Origin of the sequence: Methylosinus sporium (assembly GCF_003113265.1) — a bacterium.
GTDB classification, from domain to species: Bacteria; Pseudomonadota; Alphaproteobacteria; order Rhizobiales; family Beijerinckiaceae; genus Methylosinus; species Methylosinus sporium.
Genome location: NZ_PUIV01000007.1, coordinates 17,800 through 39,857 on the forward strand (window position 1 = coordinate 17,800; position 22,058 = coordinate 39,857).

20 protein-coding genes are annotated in these 22,058 nt (G+C 66.0%); 5 read left to right on the forward strand and 15 right to left on the reverse strand.

The window, feature by feature from the left end; translation table 11 throughout:
- Positions 1–161: 161 nt before the first annotated feature.
- The 6 genes from C5689_RS07110 to C5689_RS07135 form a co-directional block, all read right to left on the reverse strand.
- On the reverse strand, positions 162–1,295 hold the full coding sequence (locus tag C5689_RS07110) for an alpha-amylase (RefSeq protein WP_108916581.1): 1,134 nt from the start codon (positions 1,293–1,295) through the stop codon (positions 162–164).
- 326 nt (positions 1,296–1,621) lie between these two features.
- Positions 1,622–2,809 (reverse strand): acetate/propionate family kinase, encoded by a 1,188-nt coding sequence (locus tag C5689_RS07115; RefSeq protein WP_167398694.1) that lies wholly within the window; start codon positions 2,807–2,809, stop codon positions 1,622–1,624.
- Positions 2,806–3,762 (reverse strand): bifunctional enoyl-CoA hydratase/phosphate acetyltransferase, encoded by a 957-nt coding sequence (locus tag C5689_RS07120; RefSeq protein ID WP_108916583.1) that lies wholly within the window; start codon positions 3,760–3,762, stop codon positions 2,806–2,808. The genes C5689_RS07115 and C5689_RS07120 overlap by 4 nt, the downstream gene beginning before the upstream one ends.
- A 42-nt stretch (positions 3,763–3,804) precedes the next feature.
- Positions 3,805–4,251, reverse strand: a complete 447-nt coding sequence (locus tag C5689_RS07125) for an ArsC/Spx/MgsR family protein (RefSeq protein ID WP_108916584.1) — start codon at positions 4,249–4,251, stop codon at positions 3,805–3,807.
- A 214-nt stretch (positions 4,252–4,465) separates the two neighbouring features.
- Positions 4,466–5,242: a M48 family metallopeptidase gene (locus tag C5689_RS07130; protein ID WP_108916585.1), complete on the reverse strand. Its 777-nt coding sequence runs from the start codon at positions 5,240–5,242 to the stop codon at positions 4,466–4,468.
- A 112-nt stretch (positions 5,243–5,354) separates the two neighbouring features.
- Positions 5,355–5,993 carry an SCO family protein gene (locus C5689_RS07135; RefSeq protein WP_108916586.1) on the reverse strand — a complete coding sequence of 213 codons (639 nt, stop codon included), beginning with the start codon at positions 5,991–5,993 and terminating at the stop codon, positions 5,355–5,357.
- Positions 5,994–6,334: 341 nt separating this feature from the next.
- On the opposite strand from C5689_RS07135, the gene C5689_RS07140 reads away from it, so the two are divergent.
- Positions 6,335–7,894 carry a helicase HerA-like domain-containing protein gene (locus tag C5689_RS07140; RefSeq protein ID WP_174800237.1) on the forward strand — a complete coding sequence of 520 codons (1,560 nt, stop codon included), beginning with the start codon at positions 6,335–6,337 and terminating at the stop codon, positions 7,892–7,894.
- 12 nt (positions 7,895–7,906) lie between these two features.
- Here C5689_RS07140 and C5689_RS07145 read toward each other — a convergent pair whose 3' ends face one another.
- The 3 genes from C5689_RS07145 to C5689_RS07155 are packed head-to-tail and all read right to left on the reverse strand — an operon-like array spanning position 7,907 to position 9,467.
- On the reverse strand, positions 7,907–8,404 hold the full coding sequence (locus tag C5689_RS07145; protein ID WP_142861442.1) for a hypothetical protein: 498 nt from the start codon (positions 8,402–8,404) through the stop codon (positions 7,907–7,909).
- Between the two features lie 22 nt (positions 8,405–8,426).
- On the reverse strand, positions 8,427–8,885 hold the full coding sequence (locus C5689_RS07150) for a hypothetical protein (RefSeq protein WP_108916588.1): 459 nt from the start codon (positions 8,883–8,885) through the stop codon (positions 8,427–8,429).
- A 9-nt stretch (positions 8,886–8,894) separates the two neighbouring features.
- Positions 8,895–9,467 (reverse strand): HNH endonuclease, encoded by a 573-nt coding sequence (locus tag C5689_RS07155; protein WP_174800236.1) that lies wholly within the window; start codon positions 9,465–9,467, stop codon positions 8,895–8,897.
- A gap of 327 nt (positions 9,468–9,794) precedes the next feature.
- Here C5689_RS07155 and C5689_RS07160 point away from each other — a divergent pair, with 327 nt between their 5' ends.
- Positions 9,795–11,294, forward strand: a complete 1,500-nt coding sequence (locus C5689_RS07160) for an exopolysaccharide biosynthesis polyprenyl glycosylphosphotransferase (protein ID WP_108916589.1) — start codon at positions 9,795–9,797, stop codon at positions 11,292–11,294.
- 135 nt (positions 11,295–11,429) lie between these two features.
- Here the strand turns inward: C5689_RS07160 and C5689_RS07165 are convergent, their stop codons facing one another.
- From C5689_RS07165 to C5689_RS07185, 5 genes are all read right to left on the reverse strand, one after another.
- On the reverse strand, positions 11,430–11,714 hold the full coding sequence (locus tag C5689_RS07165) for a hypothetical protein (protein WP_108916590.1): 285 nt from the start codon (positions 11,712–11,714) through the stop codon (positions 11,430–11,432).
- Positions 11,715–11,778: 64 nt separating this feature from the next.
- Positions 11,779–15,552, reverse strand: coding sequence for an AAA family ATPase (locus C5689_RS07170; RefSeq protein ID WP_244594616.1), 3,774 nt, complete (start codon positions 15,550–15,552; stop codon positions 11,779–11,781).
- Positions 15,552–16,775, reverse strand: coding sequence for a metallophosphoesterase family protein (locus C5689_RS07175; RefSeq protein WP_108916592.1), 1,224 nt, complete (start codon positions 16,773–16,775; stop codon positions 15,552–15,554). The genes C5689_RS07170 and C5689_RS07175 overlap by 1 nt, the downstream gene beginning before the upstream one ends.
- 63 nt (positions 16,776–16,838) lie before the next feature.
- On the reverse strand, positions 16,839–17,285 hold the full coding sequence (locus C5689_RS07180; RefSeq protein WP_108916593.1) for a cupin domain-containing protein: 447 nt from the start codon (positions 17,283–17,285) through the stop codon (positions 16,839–16,841).
- 10 nt (positions 17,286–17,295) lie between these two features.
- Positions 17,296–19,011 carry an OFA family MFS transporter gene (locus C5689_RS07185; protein WP_108916682.1) on the reverse strand — a complete coding sequence of 572 codons (1,716 nt, stop codon included), beginning with the start codon at positions 19,009–19,011 and terminating at the stop codon, positions 17,296–17,298.
- Between the two features lie 39 nt (positions 19,012–19,050).
- On the opposite strand from C5689_RS07185, the gene C5689_RS18170 reads away from it, so the two are divergent.
- Positions 19,051–19,320 (forward strand): hypothetical protein, encoded by a 270-nt coding sequence (locus C5689_RS18170; protein ID WP_146188353.1) that lies wholly within the window; start codon positions 19,051–19,053, stop codon positions 19,318–19,320.
- A 69-nt stretch (positions 19,321–19,389) separates the two neighbouring features.
- Positions 19,390–20,388, forward strand: coding sequence for an LLM class flavin-dependent oxidoreductase (locus C5689_RS07190; RefSeq protein WP_108916594.1), 999 nt, complete (start codon positions 19,390–19,392; stop codon positions 20,386–20,388).
- A gap of 27 nt (positions 20,389–20,415) precedes the next feature.
- On the opposite strand, the gene C5689_RS18175 is transcribed toward C5689_RS07190, so the two are convergent.
- Positions 20,416–21,060, reverse strand: coding sequence for a hypothetical protein (locus tag C5689_RS18175; RefSeq protein WP_146188354.1), 645 nt, complete (start codon positions 21,058–21,060; stop codon positions 20,416–20,418).
- Between the two features lie 199 nt (positions 21,061–21,259).
- Here C5689_RS18175 and lexA point away from each other — a divergent pair, with 199 nt between their 5' ends.
- Positions 21,260–21,964, forward strand: a complete 705-nt coding sequence (gene lexA / locus C5689_RS07195) for a transcriptional repressor LexA (protein ID WP_024878951.1) — start codon at positions 21,260–21,262, stop codon at positions 21,962–21,964.
- The last annotated feature ends 94 nt before the right edge of the window (positions 21,965–22,058 follow it).

Consider the following 22,058-nt stretch of genomic DNA (forward strand, 5'->3'; position numbering starts at 1 on the left):
GTCCCGCCACGGCTTTTGATTTTCTGGGGCGGGTTGTGCCACGCTCGGCAGGCGATGTCGAGAACGCGGGCGGGGCGCCGTCCCCCGCCGCTCTATCCCTCAGAGTCGAGTTCGCATGTTCTTTTTACGAAAACCGCTTCGCACTTTTCGGGAGCGTGCCCCTAGATTTTCCAGCGCAGCGCCATGCCGGCTTGCCAATTTTTGGAGAGCTGCGGCCCCTCGAGGCTCTGATACACGGGAATGCCCGCCTCCAGCGCGATGGTGAGCGCTTCCTGGCCGATGAGGCCGCCGCCGATCGTCGCGCCGCCCCACAGCTCCACGCGCTGGCCGCCGTAGAAATTGGGATTGGCCGCCTGCGCCTTGCCGCGGATCATCGGATCGAGCCCGCGAATCTCGCCCTGCGTCGTGGCGTTGACGCGGAAGGTGGTGGTGAGGCCCTTTATCCAGCTATAGCCGGCCCAGCCGTTGAACTCGTGCAGATCGCCATAGAGATAGCCCTCGGGATTGGCGGCCAGCGGAAAGCGGCCGCGATAGGACAGACCCCAGGACCATTTGTCGATATGGCCGGCGTAGACGATTCCGGGCATGACGTCGAAAGTGCCGGCGCCGGGCTGCAAGGCGTAGAAGGCGCGGCTCGTCGCATAGCTTCCGTCTGGCAGCAGCAGACGGAATGTGTTGTGGGTGCTTCCGGTCGGGAAGCTCATGCCCAGATTGAGCTGAATGCGATGTATCGGGTCCTGATAGACGCGATAGATCGTCGAGGCGGTGAAATCGGTGAGGCCGTCGGTTCCCGTATGGCTGAGCCCGAGTCGGTTGAGACTCGTCGGCCCTTGGAATGTCAGCATGTCGAGATTGCGCTCGATCATGCCGCCGGTGACGACGACGGACCAGTCCTTGGTGATTCCATAGGCGAGCGCCAGCGTCTGCGAGGCGACGGAGACATTCTGCGGCACGAGCCTGAGCTTCGATGTCGGATGGCCGAACCAGGGCGTCGTCGCGACCACCTCTTCCGACGAGAGCCGCCGCGTTCCTTTCAACGTATGCGAGAGATTGGCGAATTGCGGGATGATGGAGACGACGAGCTTGCCGGCGGGCGGCATATCGGCGCCGAAGACGCCGAGCGGCGCCGGCGGCAGGGGCGCAGGGGCGGCGACATCGGGCGCAGGCGCGGCGACGAGCTTGGCTGGCGCGTCCGCGCCTGCCGCCTCTCCGACGCAGACGCCGAGCAGAGCGGCGGCGATGGCCAAAGTCTTCGCGCTCACGAGGATCGGGCGCGGCGGAGCGCTTCGTTTCATTCTCATCATTTTGTGTCTGCCCCTCGTCGGCGCCGCGCTCCGTCGGGGCGCGACGGACAAAAAAAGCCGCCGTCCGACGATCGCGCTTTGGGCGCGACACGATCGGAACAGCGGCGTTGCTGATTTTGGCCCCTCTTTGGGCCACGCCGAAAGCTCGGCTCTCGGCGTCCGACTAGACGCAATCTCCGCGCCATCTCAGCGCGGCCGGCCTTGTTTCGACAAATCAGGCGCTTGTGAAAAAGCGGCGCGCGGGCGGCGCGAAAATTAGCACGCAAAATATGCGACGGGCGCCGAATTGCTGTGCGATTTTCGGCGCTTCGTCGCTCTCAATGGACGCCGAGCAGCGCCTGCGCGGCCTCGGCGATCACCGCTTCCTCATTGGTCGGAAGCACGAGGGTTTCGACGCGGCTCGACGGCGCGCTGATGACTTGCGCATTGGCCGCATTCGCCGCATCGTCCAGCGCGAGGCCGAGAAAGCCGAGATAGGCGCAGATTCGCGCGCGCATGGACGGCGAATTCTCGCCGACTCCGGCCGTGAAGACGAGGCGATCCAGCCCGTTCAGCGCGCTCGCCAGCGAGCCGATCTCGCGCGCCGCGCGATAGGCGAAGAGCGCCATGGCCTCCTCCGCCGCCGGCGAGGCGCTCGCCTCGAGCGCGCGCAGATCGTCGCTGATTTCGGAGACGCCGAGCAGGCCCGATCGCTCATAGAGCAGAGCATGAACCTCTTTCGGCGAATAGCCCTCCTGCATCACGAGATGCAGCAGCAGTCCGGGGTCGATCGCGCCGCTGCGCGTGCCCATCATCAGCCCGTCGAGCGCCGTGAAGCCCATTGTGGTGGCGACGCTCTCGAGATCGCGCATGGCGCAGAGGCTCGCGCCATGGCCGAGATGCGCGACGATCGTGCGGCCCGGCGCGCGCTCGAGGCGGCGCAGCTCTTGCGCGATGAACTGATAGGAGAGGCCGTGAAAGCCGTAGCGCAGCACGCCGCGCTCGGCGAATTCGCGCGGCAGCGGAAACAGCTGCGCGAGACGCGGCTGCGTGCGGTGAAAGGCCGTGTCGAAACAGGCGATCTGCGGCAGCCTGGGCGCGCTGTCGAGCAGGCTGCGGATCGGCGCGAGATTATGCGGCTGATGGCTCGGCGCGAGCGGCGAGAGCGCCTCCAGCCGCCGCAAAATGTCCGGCGTCACCAGGACGGGGCGGTCGAATTCCGCACCGCCATGGACGACCCTATGCCCCACGGCCGCGAGGGGAAGCTCCGCCAGCCGCTCGCCGATCGCCGCGATGAGCCAGCGCGCCGCGCCCTCATGGTCTGTGTCCGGCGAGGGGCCTTCTCCCGCCATCAGCGCCGTCGCCGCCTCGCCTTTCGCCGAAAAATGGGCGGGCCGGTCCTTTTCCTTTATGGCGGTGACGCCGCCGCGGCACAGAGGCGCGCGCGTCGCTGCGTCATAGAGCGCGAATTTGAGGCTCGAGGAGCCGGCGTTGAGCGCCAATAGAACCGCAGAAGCGCCGCTCACACACCCTCCACCACGCGATGGGTGAAGAGCTGCGCCAGCGCGCAGGAGACGATGCGGGCGCGCACGCCATCGGCGCGGCTCGTCAGCACGATCGGCGCGCGGGCGCCGAGCACGAGGCCGGCGTCCTCGGCGTCGGCGAGATAGACGAGCTGCTTGGCGAGTATGTTGCCGGCCTCGAGATCGGGAACGAGGAGAATGTCGGCATAGCCGGCGACGTTGGAGACAATGCCTTTCGCCTTCGCGGCCTCCGGCGAGATGGCGTTGTCGAAGGCGAGCGGACCATCGACGTCGGCGCCCGTGATCTGGCCGCGATCGGCCATTTTGCAGAGCGCCGCCGCCTCTATCGTTGACGGGATTTTGGCGTCGACCGTCTCCACGGCGGAGAGAACGGCGAGCTTGGGCCGCTCTATGCCGAGCGCATGGGCGAGGTCTATGGCGTTTTGCGCAATGTCGCGCTTCTCGGCGAGCGTGGGGGCGATGTTGATCGCCGCGTCGGTGACGAGCAGCGGCTTGCAGTAATTGGGCACGTCGAGCACGAAGACATGGCTGACGCGCCGCTCCGTGCGCAGGCCGGTCCCCTCCCGCACCACGGCTCCCATCAGCTCGTCGGTATGCAGCGAGCCTTTCATCAGCGCCTCGAGCTCGCCGCGACGCACCAGCTCGACGCCATTGTCGGCGGCGGCGTGGCTATGCGGCGCATCGACGATCTCGACGCCCTCGAGCGAGAGGTTCGCGGCGGCGGCCGCCGCCGCGAGCTTGGCGCGTGGCCCGACAAGAACGGGCGTGATGAGCCCTCGGTCGCGCGCGGCGAGGGCGCCCTCTATCGAAACGGCGTCGCAGGGATGCACCACGCCGATGCGAATGGGCCGCATCGCCCGGCAGCGCTCGAGCAAGCTCTCGAAATACATGCCGCAAGGCGCGGCAGAGGCCAGAGCATCGCGCCGGAACAGCATCACGACCTCCTTGTGCGCCCGCTCGCTCCCGCCGCCGCCGAGTCAATCGGCGGTGGGCGTCGCTTTGGTCTCGCTCTCGGCGCGTCGCGCCGCCGCTTCCGACCGCACGCAGGCGTCGCTCACCCGCTTCTCGGTCGGCTGCAGGCCGATCCAGGCGCCGATCCGCTCGGGATCGAAACCGGCCTCGCAGCGGCCGCCGACCTTCATGAGAGGTCTGCGGATCAATATCGGGTCGATGATCATCATGACCAGCGCCGCCTGCGGCGTGATCCTGTCGATGTCGATCTCGCCGGATTTGACCTTGGGCGCGGCGAGATTGAACCATTCGCGCACCGGCGTCTCGCCGAAATAGGGCCGCAGGCTGGAGACGCTCCAGGGTTCCGCGAGCAGATTTCGCACCTGCAGCGCATGGCCGGAGGCGAGCAGCAGCGCCTTTTGGCGCGCATTCCCGGAGCAGCCGGGTTTCTCGTAGAAGATCACATCGGCCATACGCCACCTCGATGAGCGACTACCGAAGAAGAAAGCTCGTCTCTTTTATAGCGCATTTTTGTGCGTCGCGGAATGGCGTGATTCGGCGGCGCCGAATTTTTAACCGTTCAGAAACCAAGCGGCCGTGACGGGCCGATGACGGCCGCCGTTCCGGGCCTTTCCGGCGCAGATGAAATCGTGTCTCGACGAGGGAGAGCGGAGGGACGGCGCGGCGCTATTCGCTCGCGCCGAATTTGTGCAGATGCGCGCCATGCGTGGAGAGCCAGCCCTCGGCGCGATCCGTCTCCGCGCAGAGGCGCCGCGTCAGCGCCCAGAAGCGATCCGAATGATCGAGATATTCGAGATGGGCGACCTCATGCGCGGCGAGATAGTCGAGCACGAAAGCGGGCGCCATGATCAGCCGCCAGGAGAAGTTCAGCGAGCCCGTCGCCGAGCAGGAGCCCCAGCGGCTCACCGTGTCGCGCAGGCCGACGCTGCGCGCGGGCAGGCCGAGCGCGCGCGTATGGCGCTCGACCGCGTCTTCCAGATCGCGGCGCGCTTCGCGTTTCAGAAAATCGGTGACGCGGCGATGAATATGCTCCTGCGCTCCGGCGACGCAGAGCTCGGATCCCGCTATGTCGCTCGACGCTTCCGCGAAACGCGTCTGGATCCATACGGTTCCGCGCGCGCCGGGGCGATGCGCGATCGAATGGTCGACGCCGCGCAGAGGCACGATCGCGCCGTCGCGGAAGGGAATCGTCTCCGGCAGCCGACGAAGCCGCGCGGAAATCCAGGCGGCGTGACGTTCGGTGAATTCGCGCGCCTCGCGCAAAGAGGCGCGCGCTGGCATTGTGAGCACCGCGTCACGCGCGGCGAAGCGAACGCGCAGCGTGAAACGCCGCGCGCTGCCCAGGCGCCGCAGCGAGACGGTGAGCGTCTCGCCGGCGTGAGTGACTGTTATGGCGGTGGAGCCCGCGGTTTTGGCGAATCCGTCGCGTCGCAAACGAAGCATGGCGCGATGCTAACGCAAAGCCATGCCGAGTCGCGACAGGGAAGTGTCCGACTTACGCAAAAAAATGTCGACTGTGTCGTCTCTGCGTCGTCGCGTCTGCGCGGCGCGCGCGTCACAAATAGCGTTCGAGATCGCGCGCGGCGTCGGCGGGCTTGCGTCCGACATTGAAGGAACTGACGAAGCGGCCGTTCTTGTCCATCAGATAGACGACGGTCGTGTGATCGACCGCATAGTCCTCGCCGCTCTCGGCCGCCTTCTTGGCGTAGATGCGATATTCCTTCAGCATCGGATCGAGCTGCGCGCGCTCGCCGGAGACGCCGACGATGCGCGGATCGAAATTGGAGAGATAGTCCTTGAGCACGGGGGGCGTGTCGCGCTCGGGATCGACGGTCACGAATAATGCGCCGACATTGGCCTTCGGCCCCAGCGCGCGCAGGATCTCGGAAATCTCGAACAGAGTCGTGTGGCAGATGTCCGGGCAATGGGTGTAGCCGAAGAAGACCAGGAAGGGCCGGCCGAGAAAATCCTTCTCGGTGACCGTCTGGCCATTATGGGCGACGAGCTGGAACGGTCCGCCGATGGCGGCGGCGGGCGGCGGCGGCGGCTTCATGCTGGTGAATACCACCAATGCGGCGAAGGCCGCGAGAAAGACTCCGCCGATCGCGAAGAGAGGCAGTTTGGGAATATTGCCGCCGTCGGCGCGGCCCTTTCGACTCCGGGCGGAACTCTTGGAGGCGTAACTTTTGGACATGCGTTTGCTTCCCGAAAATTTGGCGTCGTTTCTCGTTTATCGCCGTGACCCGACGGCCCGCGGCCTTGTCGCGATCGCCTGTCGTGAGACCTCTTCGCGCTCGGCGGGTTTTGCGAGACGTGCGCCCTTCGGCGCGGCGCTCCTGCGTGCGATATGGTTCGACGCTCCTCTCTCGCCGCAGAACTTAGCCTGCGGAAGGGCGTTCGCCAAGCGTCGCCGGGGAGCGAAGCCAACGCCGCGGCGCCGCGTTGCAGCACGCCGCAGGAAAACGCCCGCTCGGGCGACGGCTCGATATATAATGCCGGCTCGGCGATTCTCCCAATGAGCGCAGGCGCGAGAACATGAGCGACGACCCGAACGCCAGCCCCGGAAAAATTCTCGTCGGCGCGAATGCCGATGGCGTTTACAATTACCTCACTCTTTCCGTCGGCAATCGCCACGGCCTCATCGCCGGCGCGACCGGGGGCGGCAAGACGGTGACGCTGCAGAAATTGGCCGAGGGCTTCTCCAATGCGGGATGCCCGGTGTTTCTCGCCGATGTGAAAGGCGATCTCGCCGGCCTGTCGCAGACGGGCGAGATGCGCCAGGCTTTCGTCGATCGCTCGCTCGAGATCGGCCTCGCCTATGCGGTGGACCGCTTTCCCGTCGTCTTCTGGGACGTGTTCGGCGAGCAGGGGCACCCGGTGCGCGCCACCATTTCCGAAATGGGGCCGCTGCTGCTCGCGCGCCTGCTCGAGCTCAACGATGTTCAAGAGGGCGTTCTCAATGTGACGTTCCGCGTCGCCGACGAGCAGGGCCTCTTGCTGCTGGACCTCAAGGATCTGCGCGCCGCTCTGAGTTATGTCGCCGACAATGCGGGCCGTTTGAAGACCAAATACGGCAATGTCGCGCCGGCGACCGTGGGCGCCATCCAGCGCCAGCTGCTGGTGCTGGAAGCGCAAGGCGCGGAGAAGTTCTTCGGCGAGCCGGCGCTCGACATCGCCGATTTCCTGCGCGTCGATCGCGACGGCCGCGGCGTCATCAATATATTGGCGGCCGACAAGCTCATGCGCTCGCCGCGGCTCTACGCCACTTTCCTGCTGTGGCTCTTGTCGGAGCTGTTCGAGCAGCTGCCCGAGGTCGGCGATCTCGACAAGCCGAAGCTCGTCTTCTTTTTCGACGAGGCGCATCTCCTCTTCGACGATGCGCCCAAGGCGCTGCTGACGGCGATCGAGCAAGTGGTGCGGCTCATCCGATCCAAGGGCGTCGGCGTCTATTTCGTCACGCAAAACCCGCTCGACGTGCCGGACAGTGTGCTCGGCCAGCTCGGCAATCGCGTGCTGCACGCGCTGCGCGCCTTCACGCCACGCGACCAGAAGGCGGTGCGCGCGGCGGCGGAAACATTCCGGCAAAATCCGGCTTTCGACACGGCGGAGGCGATCATGCAGCTCTCCGTCGGCGAGGGGCTCGTCTCCATGCTCGACGCCAAGGGCAAGCCGGAGATCGTCGATCGCGTGCTCGTCGCGCCGCCGGCCGCGCGCGTCGGGCCGATCACCCCCGAGGAGCGCGCCAATGTGCTGGCGGCGAGTCCACTGCGCGGCAAATACGACACGCCCATCGATCGCGAATCGGCCTTCGAAGTGTTGCAGAAGCGCGCCGAGGGCCATTTGAGCTCGGCCGGCGCCGGCCCGGCGCGGCCCGGCGAGCAGACGACGCAGGCGAACGCCGGCGGCGGCGTTCTCGGCAAAATCGGCGGCATGGTCGGCGGCGTCGTCGGCGGATTGTTCAAGCGCGAGAATCCCAAGCGCATGTCGACGGGCGAGCTCGCCATGCGCTCGGCGGTGCAATCGGCGGCGCGCTCCATCGGCACGCAGATCGCGAAGGAAGTGCTGCGCGGCGTGCTCGGCGGCATATCGCGCTGATCGCGGCTCTCTCTATTTCTTCGAGCAGGCATCAACGAAGGCCGCGGCGTCGTCCTTGCCGGCCGTGGTCCCATATTGCCGCGTCGTCTTGCCGAGACGATAGCGCAGCTGGCCGCTGCGACCGAAGGAGCGCATGAATTCGGAGCCGGCGTCGACGGTGAAGAGCATGGTCCAGCCATACATATTATTGCTCTCGATCTTGAATTCTAGGTTGTCGAGATCGGGAAGCATTCGGAACTCGGGGGCGCCGTCTCTTTTGATGAGGTCGCCGATCTCGCCGAGATCACCTTTGTCGAGGATGATGGTCGTCTCGACTTCGCCCGAGTGAGCGCGGCATTTGAACGAGAAGCGCCCGACCATATCGGTGCCTTCGGTCGAGGCGCGCACCAGTTGCGCAATCTCTGCATCGCCGTCGAAGCGCCAGCGGTCGTTCTCGACCGTCTGCGCCCGCGCTGCGGCGACCAAAACGGCGAATGCGGGCGGCAAAAACATAATCGGAGGCAATTTCATCGAAAATCCCGCGTCGCTATCGTCAGCCGCGCGCTTCCCGCCCGCGCATGGCGATCAGCCAATAGATCGTGCCGGTCAACGCGCCTGTGAGGAAGAACAGCAGCGCGAAGCGTCCCTCGGCCGCGCTCGCCTCTGCGACGCGAGAGCCCCCGCGCGCGGCGCGGAGAATTGTCGGCGCGGCAGCGGCGAGCAGCGCCGTCGCGCCCGCATACCATGTATAGGCGCGCGCGCCGGCGACCTCGCCGACGAGCGCGACAATGGCGAGCGGCGCCACGCAGCCGGCGATCCCCATCGCCCACAGCACATAGCCGAAGGCTGCGGCGACGTCGTCCGGCTCGGCCCAGAACAGCGCCGCAATGGCCAGGGACGAGCCGGCCTCGCGCGTCGTGGGATCGCTCAGCGCGGCGATGGGCAGGAAGATCATGCCGGCCCCGGCCGCCAGGACGAAGGCGAAAGAGATGACGAGAAGGCGGCGCAGCATAAGGGGATATCAGGGCTCCAGCACCGAATCCCAATAGAGATAGTCGAGCCAGCTGTCATGGAGATAATTGGGCGGGAACAGCCGCCCATTGCGATGCAGATCGGCGACGCTCGGCTGAAACGGCGGCTGCGCCGGAACCATATGCGCCTCATGCGGCAGCCGGTCGGCCTTGCGCAGATTGCAGGCCGAGCAGGCGGCGACGACATTCTCCCAAGTGGTGGCGCCGCCCTTGGAGCGGGGGATCACGTGATCGAAGGTGAGGTCGTCCCGCTGTCCGCAATATTGGCAGGTGAAGCGGTCGCGAAGAAAGACGTTGAAGCGGGTGAAGGCGGGATGGCGGGCGGGCTTCACATAGGCTTTGAGAGAAACGACCGAGGGCAATCTGATTTCGAAACTCGGACTTTTGACCGTCTTGTCATATTCCGAGACGATATTGACCCGGTCGAGGAAGACCGCCTTTATCGCGTCTTGCCATCCCCATAGGGACAGAGGGTAGTAGCTCAGCGGCCGATAGTCGGCGTTGAGAACCAGCGCAGGGCAGGCCTGCGGCGAAACATTGGACTGGCGAAAGTGAACGGTCACCTCGGCCCTCTTTCCGCGAATCGATCGGACGCCCTCCAGCCCCCGAGCCGCGGCCATAGTCTATAGGCAGGATGACGCCATTGTGAAGGCTTCTCTCGGCGCCGCGGCGCCGCAGACGCGCGGACCCGCCGCCGCTATTGGTTAATACTATATAAATCAACAGCTTGATGGAATGGCGAGGCTCGGCCGCCGCCCTCTTCTCCCGATTTTGCCGCGATTTCGCCGCCCTGCGGGCAGGCCGTTTGCAGCCAAACTCCCGAAAGCCGGCCAAAACGGGGGAATTGCTCCATTACGGCACGGCGGCAGTATCGGGTTGGAGACGAGGCCGTGTCGAGTATCGCCGATCTTCCCTTTTCGTCGCTCCGCAAAGGCGACGCTCGCGCCAAAGCAGGAGCCGACAGCGCCGCATTGCGCAGCGGCTGGTCGCGCGCCATGCCGAGCCCCAATGCGGCGCTGATGCGCGCCTCCTTCTCGGTGATCGCTGCGCTGGTCGATATGGCGGTCATTCTCGCCACGGCCATCGCCTGCGAGACGCTGTATCACTATTTCGCCTATGGCTATGACGGCTCGACGCTGCCCAATCTGCGGCTGTGCATGTTCGCGGCGATCCTCTTCGTGCTCTCGAATGTGATGCGGCACGAATATGCGATCAAGAATTATCTGACGCTGGAGGGCCATGGCTGGCGCGGCGCGGTTCTGTGGAGCGTCGCCTTCGTCTGCGCCTTGACCTTCGGCTTTCTGGCCAAGGCGACCGAAGAATCCTCGCGCGGCGCCTTCGTGCTCTTCTATGCGACGGGCTTTCTCTCCGTCTATGCGGCGCGCGCGGCGCTGGTCGGCGTGGTTCGGCGCAGCGCCGAGCGCGGCGGCGCCTCGGCGCGCCGCGTGTTTCTCGTCGGCTTCGAGAGCGATATCGACGAATTCACGCGCCGCTATCAGCCCTGGGAGAGCGGCATGAATATCGTCGCCGCCGTGGCGCTGCGCGATCGCGCCGACGCCATGCAGGACGATCTCGCTCTGGCGCAGGCTTCGGCGCGAATGCTGCTGCCCGACGATGTGTTCATCCTCGCGCCCTGGAGCCGCACCGACGTCATCGACGATTGCGTCGCCGCTTTTCTGCGCGTTCCCGCCTCCATTCATCTCGGGCCGGAGCGCGTGCTCGACCGTTTCGCCGATGCGCATATCAACAAGATCGGCTCGATCGCCAGCCTCAATCTGAGCGGCCGCCGGCACGAATCGCTCGAGATCATCGCCAAGCGTCTCTTCGATATCGTCTTGGCGGCGGCGGGCCTCATCGCGCTGTCGCCGCTGCTGCTCGCCGTCGCGGCGGCGATCAAGCTCGACAGCAAAGGCCCGGCGCTGTTTTTCCAGCGTCGCCACGGCTTCAACCGCGAGCCCTTCCGCATCGCCAAATTCCGTTCCATGACGACGATGGAGGACGGCCGCGAGATCACTCAGGCGACGGCCGGCGACAAGCGCGTGACGCGCGTCGGCCGCTTTATCCGCCGCTACAATATCGACGAGCTGCCGCAGCTCATCAATGTGCTGCGCGGCGAGATGTCGCTGGTCGGCCCGCGCCCGCATGCGCTGGCGCATGACCAGATTTTCGAGCGCAAGATCGCCCTCTATGCGCGCCGCCACAATGTGAAGCCCGGCATCACCGGCTGGGCGCAGGTGAACGGTCTGCGCGGCGAGATCGACTCGCCGGAGAAGATCCGCCTGCGCGTCGAGCATGATCTCTATTACATCGACCATTGGTCGCTGCCGCTCGACGTGTGGATCATCTTCATGACGATCTTCTCGCGCAAGGCGTATCGCAACGCGCTGTGAGGCCAATTTTCCAAGTGATTGCTTCGCTCGAAGAAGCGATGATCCTCGCGGCCGTCATTGCGAGCGAAGCGAAGCAATCCAGAGGCGTGAGGCGGCAGAAAAAACGTATGACCGGCCGTCCCGGCGCGCGCCAATTCAATCGATCGCTTGCTCTCCGAGGGTCAAGGCGGCGAGAATGCCGAGGAAGACGACAGGAAACGCCAGCAAAAAGCCGAGCGGAAGCGAATCGACGTGAGCAATTTTGCCGAGGCGAATCGAGCAAGCGGCGAACACCGAGTAGACAATCACGAAGGGTATCAGGATTTGCGGGTAGGTCGATTCGTTCGGCAGTCCGATGAAACGAAACAGTGGCGCGATCAGTGCCGCCGTCCAGATCAGGATCGGGAAGGCAAACACTGTTCCGACAGAGAAGCCGAGCAAGAGTCCGATAAAGAACCGCCTATAATATTCCTTTTTTCGAACGCGCTTCGAAGGCGCTGCGTCGTCATGTCGGCTGCAGCGCAGAGATCCATCCTCCTTGCGCCTCTATGCGCACCGCGCTGCGGCCGCCGCCGCGCTTCTCTACCCTGATTTGCACAGGAATGCGTTGGCGCAGCGACTCGACATGGCTGATGACGCCGACCTTGCGGCCCTGCCCATGCAGCCGTTCCAACGCATCCATGGCGACGTCGAGGGTTCCTTGATCCAACGTGCCGAAGCCTTCGTCGATGAACAGAGTGTCGACGAAGGAGCCGCGCCCCTCGAGGCTGCAGAGGCCGAGCGCCAGCGCGAGCGAGGCCAAAAAGCGCTCGCCGCCGGAGAGCGAGCGCGTGGAGCGGCGCTCGTCGCAAAGATCGCGATCGACGATCTGCAGACCGAGATCGGCCGTGTCGCTGGCCGAGCGCTCCAGCCGATAACGCGTCGTCAGCGTCGCCAGATTGCGATTGGCGAGGACGACGAGATGCTCCAGCGTCACGCTCTGCGCGAAGCGGCGGAACTTGTCGCCATTCGCCGAGCCGATGGCCGCGTCGACCTCCGCCCAGCTCTTATGCGTCGCCTCCGCTGCGGCGATCTCGCCGGCCAGCGTCTGCGCGCGACCATGCGCGAGATCATCGGCGGCGAGCCGCTCGCCGATCTCGCCGAGCCGCCGCGCCAGCGCTTCCAATTTGGCTTCCGCCTCGGCGCGGCGCGTGTCCGCAATTGCGACATCCTGCTCCGGGCGTCCGGCGGCGAGCGCATCGGCGAGATCGCGCGCGCGCGCTTCTTTTTCCGTACGTGCGGCGGCGAGCGCTGCGTCCGCCGCCTCCAACCGCGCGCGCAATTGCGCGCGCTCCTGCGGCGAGACGGCGAGCAGGGTGAGCGCCGCCGCTTCGTCGATTTGCGCAATGGCCAGAGCTTCGGCGAAATTCCGCGCTTCCGTCTCGCCCCGCGCGCGCGCCTCCGCGAGCGCCTCGCCGGCATGGGCGAGATCGCGCTCGGCGCCCGTGCGGCGCGCCTCGGTCTCGGCGCTGTCGCGCGTGGCGGATTCGAGCGCCTGCCGCGCGAGGAGACGCGCGTCATTGCAGCGTGTGCGATGGATCGCCGTCGGCTCGCCGCCGAGCAATTCGCCGCGTTGCGACCGACGCTCGGCGAGGACGCCGGCGCGTTCTTCGCGCTGACTCTTCGCCGCAGCCGCCGCCTCGGCGCGGGCGCGCGCCTCTATGCGCAGGACGGCGAGATTTTGCGTCAGCTCCTCGAGGCTGCGCGCCATGAGGGCGGCGCTCTCCTGCGCTTCGCGAAAATCCTCGCCGCGCTGCTTCAGTCGCCGCATGGCGCCCGCGGCGTCGCGATCGAGATCGGCGAGCGAGAGATCGCAGAGCGGCAGAAAAGGCGCGAGCGCGTGATCGACGGCGCTCAGACTCTCCGTCGCGGCGGCGCGGGTCTCGCCTATGCGCGCGGTCTCTTCACGCGCGGCGGCGATGCGCGCGACGATGTCGTCGCGCCTCTGCCGGCGCTCGTCGATCGCGGCGGCGAGACGATCATGCGCGAGACGTAGCGCATCCATATCGGCGCGCAGCGCCCGCGCGCTCTTCAGCCGCTCGTCGAGCGCATTGCTCTCGCGCTCGAGGCCCTCCGCGAGGCGTGCGAGCGCGGCGCTATCCGCGATCGAGGCCGGCGTCGGCGCCTCCTCGGGCCAGCGCGCGCGCGCTTCATCGTAATCTCTCGCGGCCTCGTCGCTTTCGGTAAGAGCCTCTTCGCGTCGACGCGTGGCGTCGGCGGCGCGCTCCTGCGCCGCCGAGAGGCGGCCGCTCGCGGCGGCGATCGCGCGCTCGGCTTCCACCATCTCGCGGCGCAGCGCATCGCGGCGCGCGCGCAGTTCGGCGATCAGCGCGTCGGCGGCCTCGTTCTCATGCGCATGGGGATGCGCGCGCGCGCCGCAGACGGGGCAGGGGGCGCCATCGACGAGGCTCGCGCGCAGCGCCAGCGCCTGCTTGGAGACGGCGGCGTCGGCGATCTCGCCGAGGCGCTCCGCCTCGCCGCGCTTCGCCTCGCAGAGCTCGCGCGCGGCGCTCGCATCGTGCAGCGCGCGGGTCTCGTTTTCCTGCACGACATTCGCGGCCTCGAGATCGAGCATGGCGCGGCGCCATAGGTCTCGCGCCTTCGCATGGCGGCGCATCTGCGTCTCTATCTGCGCGGCGAGACGCGCGAGCGCATCCACCGCGCGGCGACGCTCGCTCGCCTCGTCTTCCTTCAGCTGCGCGAGCGCGGCGCTGCGCGTCTCGATTTGTTCGGTCAGTGCGGCGCGCTCGGTTTTCGCCGCGCGATCGGCGCCATCGAGCGTCTCCAGCTCGCGCGTCGCGGCGTCGATTTCCGCGCCGATCTTTTTCGCGCGCGCCGTGTCGCGGGCGAGCGACTTCGTCGCCTCGCCTCGGCGGCCGAGCCACTCGGCGATCTCATTCCAGCGCGTGAGCAGTGGCTCTGCTGCGCCGAGACGCTCTAGCGCGGCGCGCAGCGTCTCGGCGCGCGTTTCCGTCGTCGCGACTTGGGTGGCCAGCGCGGTCTCTTCGTCGGCTCTCTGTTGCGCGAAGCGCGCGGCCTCATGCGCGATTTTTTCGGCTCGCGTCGCCTCTCGCTCCGCCGCGAGGACTTCTGCGTCGAGATGTTCGGCCGCCGACCATAGCGGGCCGAAGCGTTCGAATTCGGTTTCCGCCGCCTCCGAACGCGCGCGCTCTTGCGCCTCTCTTTCGCGCGCCTCTTCGAGCGCGGCCTGCGCTTTCGCCGCGGCGTCGCGCGCGGCGATCTCGCTCGCCGTCGCACGCGCGAGATTTTGCGTCGCGGTCTCGCGCAGAGCGAGAGGCGCGCGCAGCGGCTCGGCGAGATCGAGCGTCTTCGCCCGCTCGCGCGCTTCCGCCGAGGATTCCCGCGCGGCGAGCGCCGACTGCTCGCAGATTTCCGCCTCGGCGAGACGCGTCTCCATTTGCGTGATCGCCGCATGGCGCTGCAGCATCGCGGCGGCTTCGTCGCGTTCCCGTGCGGCTTCGGCGCGGGCGGCGGCGGAGGTTTCGCGCTCGCTCTCGAGCTCCGCGCGCGTCTCGGCCGGCAGCAGGCCGATCTCGTCGCGGCGCCGGCGCAGACGATCCAGCGCCTCCAGCGCGGCTTTCGTTCGCAGATAGACGCGCTTGGAAATTTCCGCATAGACGGAGGCGCCGGTGATCTTCTCGAGCAGATCGGCGCGCTCCTTCGAATCGGCGCGCAGGAAAGCGTCGAAATCGCCTTGCGCCAGCAGCACGGTGCGGCGGAACTGCTCGAAGGTGAGATCGGTGAGCTCTATGACTTTCGCGCGCACGGGCTCGACGCCCGAGGCCACCGCCGCGACGACGGCGCCTTCCGCATCCAGCCGATGCAGCGCGCGGCTGCGCTGCTGCAGATTGCCGGTCGCTCGCCCGCGAGCGCGCGCGATGTCGCAGCGGGCGCGATAGCGCTCGCCGTCGCGGCCGAGAAAATCCACCTCCGCGAAGCCGCGTCCGGCGCCGCGGCGCAGAATGGAGCGCGGATCGGCGGCGCTCACAGTCTGGCCGCTGGGGTCGGGAACGCTCTCATTGACGCCCTGCGCGGCGACGCGCGGAAAAGCGTCATAGAGCGCGAGGCAGAGCGCATCGAGAATCGTCGATTTACCGGCGCCGGTCTCGCCGGTGATGGCGAAGAGGCCGGCGCCGCGCAGAGGCTCCTTCTCGAAATCGATCTCGAAACGCTCGGCGAGGCTCGCGAGATTTTCGCCCCGGATCGCGAGAATGCGCACTATTCCTCCATCGCGGCGGAATGGAACAGAGTGAGATGCTCCGCCGTCGGCTCGGCTCTGTGGGTGAGGGCGAACGCCTCGCAGAACAGTTCGACCGGCTGGCGTTCCGAAAGGCGCAGAGCGGCGGGCGCCGGCGCCTCCGTCTCGGCGCGCTGCGGGCGCTCCACGGTCAGCGAGGCGAGGCGGATCGGAAATTTCTCCGCAATTGCGTCGATCTCGGCGTCCAAGCCGACGATCGGCCCTTCGGCGGCGATGGTCAGATGAACGAAAGGCTTCTCATCCGCCGGCGTCGCCGGATCGAGGGCGAGCGCCGCGAAAGCAGATTCGACATCTTGCCTGCGCATTCCGCCGCGCGGCGGAATGCGCAGGCAGGCCGTCGGACGCGGCAGCGGGACATGCTCGACCATCGTCGCCGCCTCTCGAATCGTGACGATCGATACGCCGTGACGATAGTCGATCTCGGTCTTGGACAGCGGAAACAGCGAGCCGGAATAACGGATGCTCTCGCGCCCGATCGCCTGTGGCCGATGCAGATGGCCGAGCGCGACATAGGCGACATCGGGCGGAAACACGTCCGGCGGAACGGCGTGCTCGCCGCCGACGAGAATGCGGCGCTCGGCGCCTTCCGATTCGAGGCCGCCGGCGACATGCAAATGGCCGGTGACGACGAGCGGCGACGCGCCGATGCGCGCCCGCGCCGCGGCGATCAACTCGCCATAGAGCGCGCACACGGAGCGCACCACCGGCGAGCCCTCGCTCTCGCCTTCCAGAACCGGCAGATCGGCGGCGCGCGGATAGGGGACGGCGAGAAGATGCGCTTCGATCGCGCCGCCGGCGCCGCGCAGCGGCACGAGATGCACGTCGGCGTCGATCTCGCCATCCTTGCGCGCGATCGCGCCGACGCCGGCGACATTGACGAGATCGAACAGGGCGCGCGGCGCTTCTATGCGGCCGGCGGGATCGTGATTGCCGGCGAGCAGGACGATGGTCGCCGCGGGCAGGGCGGCGCGCAACTCCTTCAGCGTGTCGTAGAGGAGCTTCTGCGCCTCGGCGGAAGGGTTGAGGCTGTCGAATATGTCGCCGGCGACGATCACCGCATCGACGCGGCGCTCGGCGGCGATAGCGACCAGCGCGCGCAGGACCTTGCGATGCTCCGCCTCGCGCGGCCAGCCTTGCAGCTGCGCGCCGAGATGCCAATCGGCCGTGTGGAGGAGGGTGAGCAGCGTCTTGTCCTTCGCGTCTTCGTGGCTCGATCTACCATGAAGACGCGGAAGACAAGAAGGCGGTCAGCGCTGCGGAGCGGGCTTTGGCCACAGGCTGGCGCCGGAAGGGCCGACGCCGGTCTCGAGCAGCAGGACCTCGCCGTCCTTGGCCCAGCCGAAATGAACCGTCTCCGCCGGCACGACGATGGAATCGCCCGGGCCGAGGACGCGTAGCGATTTCTCGTCGAATTCACCGCCGACGCCGGCGTGGAAGCGCCCGGAGATCACCGTCACCAGGCGCGCGTCGGGATGCGTATGCGGCAACGATTTCGCGCCGGCCGCATATTTCACCGAGAGCGCATAGAGCGCGCCCGGCTGCGTCGCCGTTCCGCTCACCGGCGCGGCGACGACGCCCGAAAAGATCGGCACGGGCGCATATTTCAATTCGCTCTGCAGCACGGCCGGCGGTGGGCCGTCGGCCAGCGCCGCGCCGGCGCAGAGCGCCAGCGAGGCGACGAGGAGAATGCGCATGAGGCCTCCGTCAGTGAAAGAGGACGAAGGTCTTCTGCAGCGTGATCGACACGCCCCAGGCGAGCGGTATGCCGACGGCGGCCCAGGCGGCGAAGAGCAGAATGCGCGAATTGCCGTTCTGCGCAGCGGCGGCGCGGCGCGCATCGGCCGCGGCGGCCTCCGCAGCCTGTCCTTCCTCGACATAATCCTCGAAATCGGCGTGCGGCTCTTTTTCCTCCGCGACGACGGCGGCGACGCTGGTCTTCTTCTCCGCCGCGACCTCCTCATCGGTCATGAACAGCTTCTCGGCGACCGGCCGCACGGCGAGATCGCAGACGAGGCCGAGAACCAGCAGGCCGGCGAGAATATACATGGTCTGATTATAGACCGCGTCGCGCGCGACGCCGTGGTCGAGCTGATAGTCGCGCAGATAATTGACCAGCACCGGACCGAGCACGCCCGCCGTCGACCAGGCGGTGAGCAGGCGGCCGTGAATCGCGCCCACATAATGCGTGCCGAAAATATCGGCGAGATAGGCCGGAATGGTCGCGAAGCCGCCGCCATACATGGACAGGATCACGCAGAAGAACAGCACGAAGAGCACGATATTGCCCTGCTGCGCGGCCCATGGCGCGATCGAATAGAGAATAATGCCGAGGATGAAGAAGATCGCATAGGTCGTCTTGCGGCCGAGCTTGTCGGACCATGTCGCCCAGGCGAGGCGGCCGCCGATGTTGCAGAGGCTGAGCAGGCCGGTGAAGCCGGCGGCGATGGCGGCGATCTTCGCCTTTTGCGCCGCGTCGAGCTCGGAAAAGCCGATGTCGAGGCCGATGAGCTTGCCGCCGAACACTTCCTGCAGCATGGGAGAGGCCATGCCGAGCACGCCGATGCCGGCGCTGACATTGAGCATCAGCACCGCCCACAGCAGCCAGAATTGCGGAGTCTTCCAGGCGACGTTCAGATGGACGTGGCGGCTCGTCACCATCTTGTTGGCGGCCGTCGTGGACGGCGCCCAGCCCTCCGGTTTCCAGCCCTCGCGCGGTACGCGATAGCCGAGCGAGCCGCCCACCATGAAGACGAAATAGATCGCCGCCATCGTGACGAAGGTCTGCCACACGCCGACCGAGCCGGGCGTCGCGTAAAAGGACATCAGCCTGTCGGCGAGCGGCGCGCCGATCATCGCGCCGCCGCCGAAGCCCATGATCGCCATGCCGGTCGCCATGCCGCGCCGGTCCGGGAACCATTTGATGAGCGTCGAGACCGGCGAAATATAGCCGAGCCCGAGGCCGATGCCGCCGATGACGCCCGAGCCGAGCCACAGCATCCAGATTTGATGCAGATAGACGCCGGCAGCCGAGATCAGCAGGCCGCCGCACCAGCACACCGACGCGGCGAGGCCCGCCTTGCGCGGGCCGGCGGTCTCCAGCCAATGGCCGAACACCGCCGCCGAGGAGCCGAGAAAGACGAAGAACAAAGTGAATGTCCAGCCGAGCATGCTGATCTTCCAATCGCAGCTCGTGGCGAAGACGCTGGCGAAAAACCCCATATCCGCGGGGCAGGCCTTTGGCTCGGCGCCGCCGACGACGCGCGACAGCGGTAGCCAGAACACGCTGAATCCATAGGCCATGCCGATGCACAAATGCACGGCGAGAGCCGCCGGCGGCACCAGCCAGCGATTGAAGCCGGGCGCTGCGATGGAGCGCTCCCGGCTGAAAAATTGCCGGGACGGCATTGCGGCTACCGACATCAAATCCTCCAAAAGTCGAGCCGCGCTTCGCGTGGCGTCGTGAGCGTTCCCCCGAACGCCGCTTCCGCAGCGTCCGCTATTCCTAGAGACAATGCCGAGGGCTGCGACTTTTTCAACTCTTTCTATCGGAAAATCGCCACAGCGCCGATCGTCGATCAATGTGCTTTTCTCGTCGCTTTATTTGATTTCTCTATTATGACGCCCATCCGCCGGATTGGACGAGAGCTTTCTATCGGCCGACCGAAATTCGCGCGTGACGCCAATGTTTTTGCGCTTGCGGGCGGGCTTTTGCGTCCATATTCTGTATGACAATATGTAACTGCCGTATATAGCCAAGGCGCGCATGGGAGCGGCGGCGCGCATCTCGAGGCCCTCGCCATGCGGTTCGGCGTCTTCTCTACTTACGAAAACCCGCAGCAGGATTTCGCGCGCTGCTTCGAGACGCAGACGCGGCTGGTGCGCCATGCCGAGGCGCTCGGCTTCGAGGAGGCCTGGGTCGCCGAGCATCATTTCGAGCCGGACGCCGCCTGTCCCTCAATTCTCACGCTTCTCTCCTATCTCGCCGGCGTGACGAGCACGATTCGGCTCGGCTCGGCGGCGGTGCTGCTCGCTTTCCGCAATCCGATTCAGGTGGCGGAGGATGTCGCCACCATCGACCTTCTCTCCAAGGGCAGGTTCGATTTCGGCGTGGCGCGCGGCGGACCGTTCGAATTGCAGAATCGCCATTTCGGCGCCGGCAAGGATTCGACGCGGGAGATGACTCTGGAGGCGCTCGGCCTCGTCAATCGCCTGCTCTATGAGGACAAGGTGACTTTCACCGGCGCGCATTACGAGGCCAATGGCCTCAGCCTCACGCCGCGCCCGCTGCAAAAGCCCATTCCCACCTATCTCGCCACCACCACGCCGGGAGCGATTCGCTACGCCGCGCGCAATGGCCATGGCGTGATGGCCGGCCCGCCTTTCCCCATAGAGCAGATAAAGGAGACCTTGCGCATCTATCGCGAGGCCGCAGGCGCGGAGGGCGATCCGCGCTTCACCATGGCGCGCTTCTATTACGCCGCGCCGCGCCGCGAGCAGGCGCTGGCCGAGGCCATTCCCTTCCTCTCCCGCTTCGCCGAGCGGATGCGCGGCAATTTCGCCCGCCAGGACGGCGCGGCGCCGGCCTCGCTGACCGAGGAGGGGTTGCTGCAACGCTCGCTGATCGGCGATTTCGACGAAGTGGCGGAGAAAATCGCCGCCTATCGCGAGGAGACGGGCGCGCGGGCGATATTGCTGAAGCCGATCTCGCGCGATGCGGAGAAGAATTTGCGCTCGCTCGAGGATTTCGCGCGGCATGTGCGGCCGATGCTGGGCGTGGAGGCGGCGGCGGCGCAGTGAGGGGGGCGACCGAGTGCGAACGTATCTTCAATCGCCCAGAAACATTGAATTATATCTTCTGCTATCTGCAACTCGTACATCAACCTCAATTGTAAGGTGTACAAAAGACCTCGGCGAATCAGGACGATTCAATAATCGCTCGGTTTCTACCGAAATTCCGGTTAATAACGAGTCGTCTTCCAGTAGACAAAATATCGGTCCGGAGATTGCGCTGTCATTAATTACCTGCTCTGGGGTTGGTTTCGAAAGCGCATCTAATAATGTCTTTAAACGGTTATCAATGTCACCTCCCGAGTAGATATTTCCTGGGGCGCCCTGGCGCAAAAATTTGATTTTTAGGCTGCACGTTAATGCGAATGACTTCCTTACAAGTGGAACAAATGTGCTTCCACCAACGCAGAACGGTTCTAACAAATCTACCTCATCTGGATGCCCATTGCTAACAGCTTTCCAATTGTCTTCGTAGTCGTGGTGTCCCTCGATGATTAGCAGGCTTGGCATGGCTTTGTTAAAATAGCGATGCCTATCGACCCGCAGCAGCGCAGGGTGAACCTGCCAGAGCTGTTGGAGTTGCGGGTGGAAATGATTACGAATTTCCCATTTTTTCTGCTTCTTGTGAGAGCCGTTACCTGCAGACGGGAGTTCGCCATCGAATGTAAGAACGAATTTCACTTGCTGCCATCCTAAAATTCAATTGCGGGAATCGGCTTCTGTGACCGGCAACCTAACTTTAGCCTGCTACTGATTCAAGCCGCTTGCGGAACGCACCAAGAACGCCTATCCTCCCGTTCATGATTTGTTTATGAACCCGCGCCATCATGCGATGGTTCGGACGTGGCGCGCCGCGGGCGGGCGGCGCCGGGGGGCTTCCATGCTGACCAAGAAACAGAGCGATCTGCTGCGCTTCATCCATGAGCGCCTGAAGGAGACCGGCGTGCCGCCCTCCTTCGACGAGATGAAGGACGCGCTCGATCTGCGCTCCAAATCCGGCATTCACAGACTCATTCTCGCGCTCGAGGAGCGCGGCTTCATTCGCCGTCTGCCCAATCGCGCCCGTGCGCTCGAGGTGCTGCGCCTGCCCGAATCGGCGACGCCCCGCGTCGCCGCGCGCGGCGGCAAATTCTCGCCCTCGGTCATAGAGGGCGCGCTCGGCCGCGTGCGGCCCGTCCCGGCCGGCGAGCCGGAGTCCGATCAACAGGTGGCGATTCCGGTCATGGGCCGCATCGCCGCCGGCACGCCCATCTCCGCGCTGCAGAATCGCAGCCACACCATCAGCCTGCCGCCGGATATGCTCGGCGGCGGCGAGCATTTCGCGCTCGAGGTGCGTGGCGATTCGATGATCGAGGCCGGCATTCTCGACGGCGACGTCGTCGTGGTGCGCAAGCAGGACAGCGCCGACACCGGCGATATCGTCGTCGCCCTCATCGACGACGAGGAGGCGACTTTGAAACGCCTGCGCAAGCGCGGCGCGTCAATAGCGCTAGAGGCCGCCAATCCGGCCTATGAGACGCGCATTTTCGGGCCGGATCGCGTCCGCATCCAGGGCCGTCTGGTCAGCCTTCTGCGCAAATACTGAGAGCCTCGCGCCGCCACGATCTCGCCGCCCTTTGCCGCCATGGTCCGGCCTCGCGCGCTATTGGCGCGCGGGCCTGTCGGCGCGGCCGCCCTTT